This window comes from Marivivens marinus, from assembly GCF_035969385.1.
Lineage (GTDB): Bacteria > Pseudomonadota > Alphaproteobacteria > Rhodobacterales > Rhodobacteraceae > SELP01.
Genome location: NZ_JAYKKJ010000008.1, coordinates 60,964 through 73,561, shown reverse-complemented (window position 1 = coordinate 73,561; position 12,598 = coordinate 60,964). Strand labels below are relative to the sequence as shown.

The window sequence follows — 12,598 nt, the reverse complement described above, 5'->3', positions numbered from 1 at the left end:
ATGGGGATCGGCACGGTCATTGCGGGTCTTGGCGTGGCGGGCGCGGGGCTGTGGCCCTTTGCCGCCGAATGGCGCCGCCCGAAACCCAACTGGGACGATGCCCCTGGCGAACTTGTCCAGCTTAGTCAGGGCGTGACCCATTACCGTTGGATAGGCCCCGTGCGTGGCCCTGTCGTCGTCTGCGTGCACGGGCTGACAACGCCCTCTGACGTGTGGTTGTCACTGGCCGAAGGGCTGGGCGCTGCGGGCTACCGGGTCTTGATCTACGACCTTTACGGGCGCGGGTATTCCAGTGCGCCGGGCGGACGTCAGGACCGGGCGTTCTTTCTGCGGCAGCTGTCGGACCTCTTGGAAGATCAGGGGCTGACCGAGGACCTGACGATCCTTGGCTATTCCATGGGCGGGGCCATCGCCACGGGTTTCGCCGCTGAAAATCCGCACCGGATGAAGCGGCTGGTTCTGGTGGCAAGCGCGGGGGTCGAGGTCGTGCGGGACCAGCTGACCCAATTCGCGATCAAGACCCCGGTCATTGGGGACTGGCTGCACCACGGGATCGGCATGGCCCGGTTCCGGCGGCATCTGGCCACCACCCGCGATGCCCGGACCGAGGTTCCGGGGATCGCCGATATCCAGATTGCCCAGCTGGATCGGCGCGGGTTTCGGCCCGCTGTCCTGTCATCCCTGCGCGGGATGGTCGCGGAACGGCAAGAGGCCGACCACCGCACCCTTGGGCGCGAAGGTGTGCCCGTGGTCGCGATCTGGGGCAAGGATGACGACGTGATCCCGATCCGGGCGCTGGGCACGCTGGCCCAGTGGAACCGCGCCACAAGGCAAGAGGTGATCGAGGGCGCGGGCCACGGTCTGCCCTATACCCACGGGGCAGAGGTTGCGACGCTGTTGCGGGGCATCCTGCGCGAAACAGACTAGGGTCCTGACCCTAGGACCATACTAAGGGAAAAGGCCCCGGAAATCCGGGGCCTTCTTGCGGATTGGGGTCGCGTCAGGCGTCCAGCTTGGGGATCACCAGACGCTGGCCGGACCGGATCAGGTCGGGCGAGGACAGGATGCTGCGGTTCGCTTCGAAAATGGTCTGGTAGTGATCGACCGAGCCATAGAATTTCACCGCGATGGCGCCAAGGCTGTCCCCGGCATTCACCGTGTAGAAGGTGTATTACTGGGTTTCGTTCGCGCGCTGCACGACCCGGACCTCGACCCCGTCTGACCCGCCGGCCGGCACTTCCGGAACCGCCGGGGCCGCGCCGCCGTTGGCGATTTGCGCCTGGCTGACGATCGAGGCGAGAAGGACATGGGTATCGACCCGCCCGTCCGAGGTCACAAGGATCTCTGGCACCGAAACGCGGCCTTCCGAGGCGGCGGCGTTCACGATTTCGTCGATGTAGCTGTCCGTCTGCCCTTCGCGCAATGCGTCGATCACAAGCGATTGCAGGGCCGACTGCGGGGCGGTGGTGGTTTGCGGCGCGCCGGTGACGCCACGAATGCCGGCCAGAACACCGGCAGTCTGGGTCATCAGGCTGTCATCCGTGGGCGCGGCGGCGCCGGTGTTCAGGCCCAGCCCGGCCAGAACCGCGGCAGTGGTTTCAGAGATCGAGCTGTCATCCGTGATGACCGTCGGGCCGGTCCGCGTCTGAACCCCGCCCGAGGCCGCAAATATCCGCTGGCCTGCGTCGCCACCCAGGGTGGTCGCGGCAGCGATCTGTGCGGCGCTGCTGGCCGGTTGTTCGGTTCCGGCAAGCGCGACGGCGGATTGAAGCGACCCGATGTCGGTCTGGGCGCGGGTCACCTCTGGCTGATCGGCCACCAGTTCCGGTGCGGTGGCGGTGTCCGTCTGACCCAGCTTCGACATCGGGTCGAGCACGATGAAGCCGCAAAGGACCACGGCAAAGGCAAACAACGCAAGAACGGTGCGGATCATCGGAAACTTCCTTCTAGGGGTGGTCAGTGTGGGCTGTTCGGGACGAGGGCGCGCCATGATCAACCGCCTCCGACAGGGGGTGTGACGGTCAGGCCCAGCATCAGCCAATCCTGCATTCCGCCCCGGTAATACTTGATCCGCTCTGCCGGGTATCCGGCATCCAGCAGGCTGCGGATGGCGCGCGGGCTTTGATCGCACCACGGCCCGTTGCAATAAAGCATGAGGGTAAAGGCCCCAGAGAAATCAAGGCCCGCGCCGGTGTCGCGTGCGCCGAGCGCCTTGAGAATCTCGATCCGGTAGGGGTTACCTTCGTCGAGGGTCGAGAAGGGGACGTTCACCGCGCCGGGGATCGCGCCCTTGGCGAACCATTCCGGCACCCGGCTGTCGATCAGAAGGCCCCGCCCGGCGGCGACCTGCCCGGTCAGGAAGTTGATCACCTCCAGTTCGGCCACGGTTTCAACCCCGGGCGCGACCGACATCGGATGGACGCAGAAAGGTGGGCAGGCCCGCGATGTGCGCGCGAATTCCCCGGTCAGAAGATTGTCCTGATCCTGTTCCCGGCTGATGGTGAAGGTTTCGCCATTAATTGTGAATGTGGCCGCGGCCATGTTGGGCGTAATCCGCACATCCTGCGCCGATACGGCAGACGACAGGATAAGCAGAAGCCCTGCAAGAAAACGTTGCATCACTTTCCCCCAATTCCACACGCACCAAATGTTGTGTTCGCGCTGGCAGGCGCGGCGAGTGTGGCTGCTCTTACACAACATTTAGGGGAAATGATTCGCTCAAGTCAAACAAAGAACGAATCAGTGCGAATCATCTGAGTCAAAAATGACACCCGAAAAAACAGAAGGACGGACCCATGTCCGCCCTCCCGCCCTGCCAAACTTTTGCATCCCCTTTGTTTTCAGGGGTTCCACGCGAACAGGGGCCGCGCATCGCTTGGGCCGACACTAGGCGAATCACTGATTCACGGTCAACAGATTTGTCGTGGTCTTCGGTGCGGGGTCAGCTGCTGAGGTCGCGCAGTCGGCAATCGGGCGTATAGGCCACGGTCGAGGCGCGCAGCGGCGTCTGCGGCGCGATCGAAGAATGTTCGACCCAGACGCCATAGAGGCAGAGGTCCTGCGCGTAGTTGCCAGAGTTGAACCCGAACCCATTGTCGCCGCAGTTGTTGACTTCACCATTGGCATTCCAGCCCTGCGAGGCGGGGCCGGGATAGCTGCCACCGGTTGGGAAGCTCATCGTCGCGGTATCAAATCGCAGGTGGAAGGTGCTGCCCGCCGCAAGGTCATCCATCGACCAGCTGCCAACCGGGATGCCCACCTCGTACCCGGTGATGCGGAAATAGCTGATTTGGTCCTCGGTGATCATGCCGCCGCTCAGGGCACTGTCCGGCACGCCGAATTCGCCGGTCATGGTGAACCCGTTCGCGCCGCGCCAGCAGAAATGCAGGTCCGCAGCCTGAACAGGGGCCGCGACGGCGGCGGCGATGACGGCGGACAAGGTCAGCGAACGAAACATGGAATCCCCCCGGAAAGCACAGGCCGAGCAGACGGGAATTGGGCCGAGTCGTCAACTTTTTGTGGCGAAATCGGGGCATGGGTTACCGTCTTGGCGACGGTGGAGGCCCTGCACCCGATTTGTTTCCGATCTTGCGCGTCAGCCGTTCGTGCGCAGCACGTGCCCGGCAAGGTAGAGCGACCCGCAAATCAGGATTCGCGCATTCGGATCGCGCGCGGTGATCGCCCGGATCGCGTCCTCGACACTGTCGGCGGTGGTCGCGGTCATGCCCGCCGCCAACGCCTGCCGTTCTGTTTCTTCGGCGGGCAGGGTGTTGGCCTCTCCGGGGATCGACACGGCGGTCAGGCTGTCGGCCACAGCTGCCAGCGGACGCAGGTAGCCGCCGATGTCCTTGGTGTTCAGCATGCCGCAGATCAGGTGCGTGGGCCGGGGCGGCTGTTGCCGCAGGGTGTCGGCCAGCGCGATCCCGGCCGCCGGGTTGTGCCCGCCGTCCAGCCAGAGCTCGGCCGGTTTGGCCAGATCCACCAGCGCGCCTTCGGTCAGCTTCTGCATCCGCGCGGGCCAATAGGCGCGGGTCACGGCGGCCTCGCAGGCGGCATCGTCCGCGCCAAGGTGGCGCAGGGCGGCAAGGACGGCGCCCGCGTTCATGATCTGGTGCGGTCCGGGAAGGTTCGGCAGGGGCAGGTCCAGCAGCCCCTTTTCATCCTGATAGACCAGCCGCCCGTGTTCGGTGCCCACATGCCACTGCTGCCCATAGGCCAGAAGGGGTGCCCCCAGACGCGCAGCCTGACGTTCGATGACTTCCAGCCCCTCGTCATGCTGCGGGCCGACCACGCAAGGAACGCCGCGCTTGATGATCCCGGCCTTTTCGCCCGCGATCTGGGCCAGCGTGTCACCAAGAAATTGCTGATGGTCCAGATCGACCGGGGTGATGATGGTCACCGCCGGGTTGCCAATGACATTGGTGGCGTCCAGCCGACCGCCCAGCCCGACCTCAAGCAGGGTGTAGTCGGCGGGCGTTTCCGCAAAGGCCAGCAGGGCCGCAACGGTGGTGATCTCGAAATAGGTGATGCTTTCGCCGTTGTTGGCGGCATAGCAGCGGTCCAGCACTTCCGTCAGCTGCGGTTCGGAAATCAGGGTGCCCGCCAGCCGGATCCGTTCGTGGAACCGCGCAAGATGCGGCGAGGTATAGGCGTGGACGGTCTTGCCCATCGCCTCCAGCCCGGCGCGGATCATCGCCTGCGTCGATCCCTTGCCGTTGGTTCCGGCGATGTGGATCACCGGCGGCAGACGGTCCTGCGGGTTGTCGAGCGCGGCCAGAAGCCGCCAGACACGGTCCAGCGTCAGGTCGATGACCTTCGGGTGGAGCGCCATCATCCGTTCAAGGATGACGTCAGAGCCGGTTGTCACTTGTCGGATGCCTTTTCAGCAGGGGTGGCGGCCTTTGCCTCGGGCTGGGCCGGGGCAGGGGCGGGCAGGTCGGCGACAACGGCCGGGTCCATGCCCATCAGAAGGCGGATGATCGTGGTCAGCTCGTCCTTCAACTGGGTGCGCGGCGTCACCCGGTCCAGCATCCCGTGATCCAGCAGGTATTCGGCCCTCTGGAACCCTTCGGGCAGTTTTTCCCGGATCGTTTGTTCGATCACGCGCGCCCCGGCAAAGCCGATCAGCGCATTGGGTTCGGCAATCTGCACGTCCCCCAGCATCGCGTAGGATGCGGTGACCCCGCCTGTGGTCGGGTGGGTCAGGACGACGATGTAGGGCAGCCCCGCCTCTTTCAGCATTTCGACGGCCACGGTGGTGCGCGGCATCTGCATCAGGCCAAGGATGCCTTCCTGCATCCGCGCGCCCCCGGCGGCGGAGAACAGGACGAAGGGCCGCTTGAGCTTGATCGCCCGTTCGGCCCCCGCGATGATCGCATTGCCGACATACATCGACATCGACCCGCCCATGAACCCAAAGTCCTGTGCGGCGGCAACAATGGGGGTGCGGTTGATCTCGCCCTCGGCGACCAGCATCGCCTCTTTCTCGCCCGTCTTCTTCTGCGCGGCCTTGAGCCGGTCGGGATAGCGTTTCTGGTCGCGGAATTTCAGCGGGTCCTGCACCGGTTCGGGCACCTCGACCTCGGTAAAGACACCACCGTCGAACAGGGCGGTGAACCGGTCGCGCGGGCTGATCCCCATGTGGTGCCCGCAGGAGGTGCAGACATTCTGGTTTTCGGCCAGTTCGCGGTGGAACAGCATCGTCCCGCAGTCATCACATTTGGTCCACAGGTTCTCGGGCACTTCGCGCCGCGAGAACAGCGAATTGATGGTCGGACGGACGTAGTTGGTGATCCAGTTCATGCCTTGGCCTTCAGAGGTTGCGGAATCCGAGATAAGCCGGGTAGCCGCGAAATGCAATCAGCGCCGCAGGCCCAGACGCGCGGCAAGCCACAGGCAGCCGATGAAAAGCGTTACGGCGACGATCTCGGCCATGGCCCAGGGTTGCAGAAGCTGATCAAGCCCCATCTGGTCGGGTGACGGCCTTTCATCAGGCAGAAGAAACAGGGCCAGCCCGGACATCGGCCCGCCCTGCACCCCCCAGATCACAAGCGCGAAGACGTTGTTGATGAAGTGCAGCGCGATGGCGGGCCCAAGGCTGCCGTGCCGCGCGGTCAGGTCGGCGCAAGCCATGCCAATCAGCGTTGCGAACAGGACCCAGATCGCCCCTTCCACCGCGCTTTCTGCGTTCAGATAGTGTAACAGCCCGAAGCCGACACTCGGCAGCACCATCCAGATCAATGGCGAGGGCGAAAGGATCGCCAGACGTTGTTGCAGAAACCCCCGGAAAACAGCCTCTTCCGCTGTGACCTGAACGGCGATGGCGACGAGCGCGACCGGAAGGACCAGAAGCCAGCTGGGCAGGAATCGCGTTTCGGCGATCATGTTTGAGGGTATCCAGGGCGGTAAGAGCTCTAGCGCGATCAGGACCAGTGCCACCGGCACCGCGACCGCGCGAAATCCGCTGACCACCCCGTCGATCGGTCCGAAAACACTGCCGAGCGTCCGTTTCTCGACCCGCCGCAGATAAACGCGCAGCGCCCAGATGGGCAGGACCATGACCAGAAGCTGGACCAGCAAGGACACTGGCGTCGCCCCGTCAAGAAACCTGTCGCGGTCGGGCGCGAACAGGCTGGCGAAATACAGTGCCTCGGGCACCAGCACGTAAAAGGTCAGCGCGATCAGTCCCAGCCCGGTCAACAACTGACCGGCAAGCACCTGCGACCCCGCGCGGGCGACAAACCCGTCATGGGCGGCATATCGGGGATGGCTCGGATCAAACATGGGCGGACTATGCTGCGGGCGCGGGGGGATGAAAAGAGGCGTTGCCGATTGTCCACCCCACTGCGGCGAATCGGGCGCCACAGCCAAAGGGGCCTTGTGCGGCGGGTCGGCTGTTCCTATCCCGTCAGGACACGACGGAGGAGGTGTGCGGGGTGCCGCGAGTTCGGGGATTGGGTTTCAGGCGGACAGCGATGGCAATCGCCGGGGCCTTGGTGATGGCGGGGTGTATGCCCGCCGATTTCGGCGCGGGCCTTCAAATCGGGTCGGACCGGGCACAGGCGCGGGGTATTCGCACGCTGTCGGTTCTGGATGGCGGGTTCCGCGTGCGCGCGCCCGAAGGGTACTGCATCGACCGGCAGGCAAGTGCCGCAGCCAACGGTTTCGTGGTCATGGCGGGCTGTGCGCTGGTCTCGGATGCGGCGATCATGCCAAACATCGCCGCATTGATCACCGTTCAGGTCGGCGAGGAAGGCTCGGCCGTGGTCGACGGGGCGGAAACCGACCTTGCAAGCTTTGTAGAGTCCGAGAGCGGCAAGGCGATCCTGAGCCAGACAGGCACCGCGTCCGAGATCGACGTGGCCTTCGTGCAATCTGCAGCAAATCTGGTGGAGGTTTGGTTTACAGATGCCGGGCCGGACCGGTTCGACGGGCTGGAATCCATGCAGGGCCGCGCCTTTCTGGATGTGAATGGCTATCTGGTCACTGTGAATGTGCGTGGGTATTCGCGCGACCCGATCAGCCGCAGGCAGTCCGCCCGGCTGTTGTTGCTGACCGTCGATGCATTGCGCGCGGCAAACACGGGCGACAATCCGGCCTGAGCCGGATTGCTTTCTTTTCACAACCGAAAATTCAGGTATTGTGCGGCAAGTTGGGCGAAAGAACCAAAGCGCGACAGCGCAGGACTATCGGGGCAAGATCACGCATGGGCAGACGCAATTCCAGACTGATCGACAGGCTGCTGCATCGGGTCATGGCGCGCCGATGGCGACGCGCCGCCCGCAACGCAGCCACGACCGACCTTGGGGGGCTGCGCAAGGAACGGGCCCGCGCCCGTGAACTGGGCGCTGCCCTGTCCCAATTCCTGCACGTGGCCGACAGCCGGCTTGCACTGCCCCGGATCGGGTCGTCCGCCTTTCCCAAACCCCCCGGAACCGATTGGTCTTGGCGTCCGCAACTGTGGCGCGGCCCGCTGGCGAGCAAGGGCATGTCCGGCGTGGAAAGCAAGACCATCATCGGGGAGGAGGTCACGCTTTTCCACGACTGCAAGATCAGCGAACTGACCCTGCGCCAGTTGCGCAATACGCGCGAACGGGATCTTGCCCCATTTGGCCTGCGGTTGGATGTGTTTCGCTTTGACGGGTCTTTTCTGAGCCTTGTTGTCGATCTGCCCAAGGATGCCTGCACCGGGTTGACCCGCAACCATCTGATCCGGCTGGACCCGATCATTGAATGGGAAAAGCCGCTGGAAATCTTTGCTCGCCTGAACATCCAGCATGGCCCGAATACCGAACAGATCGTCCGCGAAATGCCGCTTGGAGAGTCCGAACAGATGATCGAGTTTGACCTCGCCTATACCAAGCTGAACGAAAAGCGGGTCGAACGCATCTGGCTTGATCTGATCTTTGAAGGGCCGGAAATGAATCAGGTCACGATCCGCGACCTGACCCTGTCCCGCTACCCCCGCGCCGCCCTGTGACCATCCGAAGGACCGTTGCCATGGAAATCACCCTGACAAAGACCCGTCTTTACGAAGGCCATTGGGAAGGCGTGCTGACCTGCACCGGCGCTTCCGAAGGGTGGTTGCCCTCTCTGGTCGTTACCCATCTGGGCACAGCGATCGACGGGGTCAGCGTGACCGAAGAGTCCGACAAGGGCCAGTGGCGCGTGCGGGTGCCGATCCCGGCGGACCGAATTACCGATGGCGTCCAGACCTTTCTGATCACGGACAGGTCCAGCGGCGAAACCCTTGCCAGTTTCGCGATCTACGCCGGGGATGCGCTGGCCGAGGATATCCGCGCCGAGATTGGCCTGTTGCGGGCCGAGCTGGACATGCTCAAACGCGCCTTCCGTCGTCATTGCGTGGAAACTGCCTGAGCGTCAGAGCAGGCTTTCGAGCGTTTCAATTTCGGCCCTGAGAACCCGGCGGGACAACGCGGATGTCGCGCTATCGGCGTGATCGCTATCAGCCTCCAGCTTTGCCAGATCCGACTTGCGCATGTCGACGAGCGCTTGCAGCGTTGCGCGGGGAATGGCTTGACCGGCGTCATGCGCCAAAAGAAGCGCCACAAGCGGCACAACCGGCAGCGCGGCGACGGTTGCTGTGTCGGATTGCATTTTGGCCAGCGCCGCCGCGCCGGTTTTGGTCAGTAGCATGACCGTCTTGTCCGGCCTGTTGCCGGACGATTGGGTCTGACCCGTTACCCAGCCGCGCCGGGCAAACCGATCGAGGACTGCGTAGACTGCGGGGCGGCTTAGCCCCAGCATGGACAGCGGGCCTTCGGCCACGGCGCGGGAAATGTCGTAGCCGTGGGCCGGATGCGCCTTCAGAAGGCTCAAAACGGCCATTTCCCGCGCCTTGGCAAGGCTCATGCGGGCAGCTTTCCGACAGTTGGGGTCAGGTCATACATCTCGAAGGTCTCGATGATCCGTTCCATTTCCTCGGGGTCGCCATGATTGCCCTTCGCCGCGTCCGACGCAAGATAGTCGTAGAGCGCGGCTTTGTCGCGAAAGGTGCTCCAGACGACGACGGCATTCCGGTCCGCGTCGACGGCGACCTGATAGCCGATCAACCCCTCGACAACGCCTTCCATCGCTTGCGGGGGCGCAGAGGCAATGCGGACAAGATCATCGAGCATGCCGGGCTTGGCTGTGGATTTGGACATGAAGGTATATCCGGGTGTCATGGGGTTCTCCTTAATCAGACATGATTAGTAAATAATGACTATATAATAGGTTTCAAGCCCCTGACGCCGCGTCCTGCGTGACCTGCGCGTCAACTTGCGCGATTGTGCGGGCAACCGACCAAAGGATTGCCCGCCATGACCGCCTATCCGCACCTGCTTGCCCCGCTTGATCTTGGGTTCACCACGCTGAAGAACCGCGTGTTGATGGGGTCGATGCACACGGGCCTTGAAGAAACCCGCGACTGGAACCGGGTGGCTGAATTCTATGCCGCGCGGGCGCGGGGTGGGGTGGGCCTGATGGTCACCGGCGGCATGGCTCCGAACAAGGAAGGCGGGGTGTTCCCCGGCGCGGCGGGTCTGTTCACCGATCAGGCCATCGAAAACCACCGGATCGTGACGGGCCGGGTGCATGACGCGGGCGGCAAGATCGCCATGCAGATCCTGCACGCGGGCCGCTATGCCTATTCCCCCGATTGCGTGGCCCCGTCCGCCATCAAATCCCCGATCTCGCCCTTTTCCCCGAAGGAACTGGACGAAGAGGGGATCGAAAAGCAGATCAGCGACATCGTCACCGCCGCGACCCGCGCCCGAGAGGCCGGCTATGACGGGGTCGAGGTGATGGGGTCCGAGGGGTATTTCCTGAACCAGTTCCTTGTCACCCATACGAACAAGCGGACGGATCGCTGGGGTGGCAGCCTTGAAAACCGGATGCGCCTGCCGATCGAAGTGGTGCGCCGGGTCCGGGCCGCGGTTGGTCCTGATTTCATCCTGATCTACCGCCTGTCGATGATCGACCTTGTCCCCAATGGTCAGACCTGGGACGAGGTGGTGACACTGGCCAAGGCGATCGAGGCGGCGGGTGCCACGATCATCAACACCGGCATCGGCTGGCACGAGGCGCGCATTCCGACCATCGCCACCAGCGTCCCGCGCCGGGCCTTCACCTGGGTTACGAAGAAACTGATGGGCGAGGTGCAGATCCCGGTCATCACGTCAAACCGGATCAACAATCCGCAGACCGCCGAAGCGGTGTTGGCCGATGGCTGCGCCGATATGGTGTCGATGGCCCGCCCCTTCCTGGCCGACCCGGATTTCGTGGCCAAGGCGCAGGCGGGTCGCGCCGATCTGATCGCGCCCTGCATCGCCTGTAATCAGGCCTGTCTGGATCACACGTTCAGCGGCAAACTGACGTCCTGCCTTGTGAACCCGCGCGCCTGCCATGAAACCGAACTGGTGATCGAGCCAGCGGGCGCGGCCAAGAAGGTCGCGGTTGTGGGGGCCGGACCTGCGGGTCTGTCGGCGGCGCTGACCGCGGCGGACCGGGGCCATGTGGTGACCCTGTTCGATAAGGCCGACAGTCTGGGCGGTCAGTTGAACATGGCCAAGACCATCCCCGGCAAGGAAGAGTTTCACGGGCTGGTGAATTGGTTCGCGGCCTCGGTCGCCGAGGCGGGCATTGATGTGCGGCTTGGCACCGAAGTAGGCGCCGAGGATCTGGCCGGGTTCGACGCGGTGATTGTTGCCACAGGTGTCATTCCGCGCGACCCGCAGATCCCCGGGCAGGACGGGCCGAATGTCCTGTCCTACATCGACGTGCTGCGCCACGGCGCGCCGGTCGGTGATCGCGTGGCGGTGATCGGGGCGGGGGGCATTGGGTTCGACGTGGCCGAATTCCTGACCACGACGGACAGCCCGACAGAGAACCTGCGGGAGTGGCTGGAGGAATGGGGTGTGACCGACCCGGCCACGGCCCGTGGCGGTCTGGCGCCGGAAGGACCGCAGCCAGAGGCACCGGCCCGGCAGGTCACGCTGTTGCAGCGCAAGGCGCAGAAACTGGGCAAGGGTCTGGGCAAGACCACTGGCTGGATACACCGGGCGACCCTTCAGATGAAGGGCGTCAAGATGATCGGCGGCGTGAACTATGAAAAGATCGATGCAGAGGGGCTGCATGTCAGCTTTGGCGAGGCACGGGAAAATCCGACCCTGATCGCGGTGGATACGGTGGTCTTGTGTGCCGGTCAGTTACCGGAACGGTCGCTTGCCGATGCGCTCTTGGCGCAGGGTGTGGAGGTTCATGTGATCGGTGGGGCCGATGTGGCCGCCGAGTTGGACGCCAAGCGGGCGATTGACCAAGGCACGCGGGTCGCGGCGGCGCTGTAGATGCAGCTTTTGTCGATCAACGTGGGCAGGGCGGAACCGATTGCCGCGAAATCCGGGCAGTCCGGGATATTCAAATCGCCGGTGGCGCAGGCCGACGTCTCGGCCGCGGGGATTGCCGGGGATGTCATTGTCGACGTCAAGAACCACGGCGGACCGGATCAGGCGATCTATGCCTATTCTCGCGCCGACTATGACTGGTGGGAGGCGACCCTTGGTAGGGACATTCCCAACGGCACGTTTGGAGAGAACCTGACGCTCGACCGCTGGCCGACAGAGGTGATTTGTGTCGGGGACAGGTTGCGGATCGGGCAAGTGCTGCTCGAGGTGACCTCGCCGCGCATTCCATGCGCCACGCTTGAGGCGAGGATGGGCGTGAAGGGATTCGTGACGACCTTTTTGAAGGCGGGTCGCCCGGGGCCATACCTGCGGGTCTTGGAGGCCGGCACCATTGAACCGGGGCAAGAGATTGCGGTCCTGCCGTTTCAAGGTAGTCGGAAGCGGCTGGCGGACTGGCCGGGTCTGTTCGGCCCGCCCCTTCGAACCGAGGCAGAAATTGACAGCTGGCTACAGGCGCCGGTGCATCACAAAATGCGAAGCCAGTTGCGCGGGAAATAAGGTGCCGCGCGGTCGGGGCGGGGTGCTCGCCACGTTTCCCGCCCCTCTACAGTCCCGGGAAATCCCCGCAATTGTCAGGCATCCGCCGCAGTCCTGCCCGATTTGGCCGTCAGAACACTCTGCAAGAAATATGTCAT

At 64.0% G+C, this 12,598-nt stretch carries 15 protein-coding genes; 6 read left to right on the top strand and 9 right to left on the bottom strand.

The genetic code is table 11. The features are described from left to right. A complete protein-coding gene (locus U3648_RS12965; RefSeq protein ID WP_420859656.1) occupies positions 1–927 on the top strand; it encodes an alpha/beta fold hydrolase in 927 nt (308 codons plus the stop codon). 73 nt (positions 928–1,000) lie between these two features. Here the strand turns inward: U3648_RS12965 and U3648_RS12960 are convergent, their stop codons facing one another. The 7 genes from U3648_RS12960 to U3648_RS12930 all read right to left on the bottom strand — a co-directional run bounded on the left by U3648_RS12960 (position 1,001) and on the right by U3648_RS12930 (position 6,783). After that, positions 1,001–1,156, bottom strand: a complete 156-nt coding sequence (locus U3648_RS12960; RefSeq protein ID WP_420859655.1) for a LysM peptidoglycan-binding domain-containing protein — start codon at positions 1,154–1,156, stop codon at positions 1,001–1,003. Positions 1,157–1,171: 15 nt separating this feature from the next. After that, complete coding sequence (locus U3648_RS12955) at positions 1,172–1,933, bottom strand: hypothetical protein (RefSeq protein WP_420859654.1); 762 nt, start codon at positions 1,931–1,933, stop codon at positions 1,172–1,174. Positions 1,934–1,992: 59 nt separating this feature from the next. Next, entirely contained in the window at positions 1,993–2,619 is a 627-nt protein-coding gene (locus U3648_RS12950; RefSeq protein ID WP_420859653.1) for a rhodanese-like domain-containing protein, read from the bottom strand. A gap of 322 nt (positions 2,620–2,941) precedes the next feature. Continuing rightward, positions 2,942–3,457 carry a hypothetical protein gene (locus U3648_RS12945; RefSeq protein WP_420859652.1) on the bottom strand — a complete coding sequence of 172 codons (516 nt, stop codon included), beginning with the start codon at positions 3,455–3,457 and terminating at the stop codon, positions 2,942–2,944. A 138-nt stretch (positions 3,458–3,595) separates the two neighbouring features. Continuing rightward, positions 3,596–4,867 (bottom strand): bifunctional folylpolyglutamate synthase/dihydrofolate synthase, encoded by a 1,272-nt coding sequence (locus U3648_RS12940; protein WP_420859651.1) that lies wholly within the window; start codon positions 4,865–4,867, stop codon positions 3,596–3,598. Beyond that, positions 4,864–5,802, bottom strand: a complete 939-nt coding sequence (accD, locus tag U3648_RS12935) for an acetyl-CoA carboxylase, carboxyltransferase subunit beta (protein WP_420859650.1) — start codon at positions 5,800–5,802, stop codon at positions 4,864–4,866. The genes U3648_RS12940 and accD overlap by 4 nt, the downstream gene beginning before the upstream one ends. A 57-nt stretch (positions 5,803–5,859) precedes the next feature. Then, the gene (locus tag U3648_RS12930) at positions 5,860–6,783 is read right to left on the bottom strand and encodes a CPBP family intramembrane glutamic endopeptidase (RefSeq protein ID WP_420859649.1); all 924 of its coding nucleotides are present in this window, start codon (positions 6,781–6,783) and stop codon (positions 5,860–5,862) included. A 227-nt stretch (positions 6,784–7,010) separates the two neighbouring features. On the opposite strand from U3648_RS12930, the gene U3648_RS12925 reads away from it, so the two are divergent. The 3 genes from U3648_RS12925 to U3648_RS12915 all read left to right on the top strand — a co-directional run bounded on the left by U3648_RS12925 (position 7,011) and on the right by U3648_RS12915 (position 8,877). After that, positions 7,011–7,601 (top strand): hypothetical protein, encoded by a 591-nt coding sequence (locus U3648_RS12925; RefSeq protein ID WP_420859648.1) that lies wholly within the window; start codon positions 7,011–7,013, stop codon positions 7,599–7,601. Between the two features lie 104 nt (positions 7,602–7,705). After that, complete coding sequence (locus tag U3648_RS12920) at positions 7,706–8,479, top strand: DUF6478 family protein (RefSeq protein ID WP_420859647.1); 774 nt, start codon at positions 7,706–7,708, stop codon at positions 8,477–8,479. Between the two features lie 20 nt (positions 8,480–8,499). Next, positions 8,500–8,877 carry a hypothetical protein gene (locus U3648_RS12915; RefSeq protein WP_420859646.1) on the top strand — a complete coding sequence of 126 codons (378 nt, stop codon included), beginning with the start codon at positions 8,500–8,502 and terminating at the stop codon, positions 8,875–8,877. Between the two features lie 3 nt (positions 8,878–8,880). Here the strand turns inward: U3648_RS12915 and U3648_RS12910 are convergent, their stop codons facing one another. Both U3648_RS12910 and U3648_RS12905 read right to left on the bottom strand, forming a co-directional pair. Beyond that, positions 8,881–9,348 (bottom strand): PadR family transcriptional regulator, encoded by a 468-nt coding sequence (locus U3648_RS12910; protein WP_420859645.1) that lies wholly within the window; start codon positions 9,346–9,348, stop codon positions 8,881–8,883. A gap of 20 nt (positions 9,349–9,368) precedes the next feature. Further along, entirely contained in the window at positions 9,369–9,686 is a 318-nt protein-coding gene (locus U3648_RS12905) for a putative quinol monooxygenase (protein WP_420859644.1), read from the bottom strand. Between the two features lie 135 nt (positions 9,687–9,821). Here U3648_RS12905 and U3648_RS12900 point away from each other — a divergent pair, with 135 nt between their 5' ends. Beyond that, positions 9,822–11,846 (top strand): oxidoreductase, encoded by a 2,025-nt coding sequence (locus U3648_RS12900; RefSeq protein WP_420859643.1) that lies wholly within the window; start codon positions 9,822–9,824, stop codon positions 11,844–11,846. Next, positions 11,847–12,461 (top strand): MOSC domain-containing protein, encoded by a 615-nt coding sequence (locus U3648_RS12895; protein ID WP_420859642.1) that lies wholly within the window; start codon positions 11,847–11,849, stop codon positions 12,459–12,461. It abuts the gene before it with no gap. Positions 12,462–12,598 lie beyond the last annotated feature (137 nt).

Excerpts from the sequence above, each read along its gene's own strand:
- U3648_RS12965 (WP_420859656.1), top strand. The coding sequence starts at position 1 with ATGGGGATCGGCACGGTCATTGCGGGTCTTGGCGTGGCGGGCGCGGGG.
- U3648_RS12955 (WP_420859654.1), bottom strand. The coding sequence starts at position 1,933 with ATGATCCGCACCGTTCTTGCGTTGTTTGCCTTTGCCGTGGTCCTTTGC.
- U3648_RS12950 (WP_420859653.1), bottom strand. The coding sequence starts at position 2,619 with ATGCAACGTTTTCTTGCAGGGCTTCTGCTTATCCTGTCGTCTGCCGTA.
- U3648_RS12945 (WP_420859652.1), bottom strand. The coding sequence starts at position 3,457 with ATGTTTCGTTCGCTGACCTTGTCCGCCGTCATCGCCGCCGCCGTCGCG.
- accD (WP_420859650.1), bottom strand. The coding sequence starts at position 5,802 with ATGAACTGGATCACCAACTACGTCCGTCCGACCATCAATTCGCTGTTC.
- U3648_RS12930 (WP_420859649.1), bottom strand. The coding sequence starts at position 6,783 with ATGTTTGATCCGAGCCATCCCCGATATGCCGCCCATGACGGGTTTGTC.
- U3648_RS12925 (WP_420859648.1), top strand. The coding sequence starts at position 7,011 with ATGCCCGCCGATTTCGGCGCGGGCCTTCAAATCGGGTCGGACCGGGCA.
- U3648_RS12920 (WP_420859647.1), top strand. The coding sequence starts at position 7,706 with ATGGGCAGACGCAATTCCAGACTGATCGACAGGCTGCTGCATCGGGTC.
- U3648_RS12915 (WP_420859646.1), top strand. The coding sequence starts at position 8,500 with ATGGAAATCACCCTGACAAAGACCCGTCTTTACGAAGGCCATTGGGAA.
- U3648_RS12910 (WP_420859645.1), bottom strand. The coding sequence starts at position 9,348 with ATGGCCGTTTTGAGCCTTCTGAAGGCGCATCCGGCCCACGGCTACGAC.
- U3648_RS12905 (WP_420859644.1), bottom strand. The coding sequence starts at position 9,686 with ATGACACCCGGATATACCTTCATGTCCAAATCCACAGCCAAGCCCGGC.
- U3648_RS12900 (WP_420859643.1), top strand. The coding sequence starts at position 9,822 with ATGACCGCCTATCCGCACCTGCTTGCCCCGCTTGATCTTGGGTTCACC.
- U3648_RS12895 (WP_420859642.1), top strand. The coding sequence starts at position 11,847 with ATGCAGCTTTTGTCGATCAACGTGGGCAGGGCGGAACCGATTGCCGCG.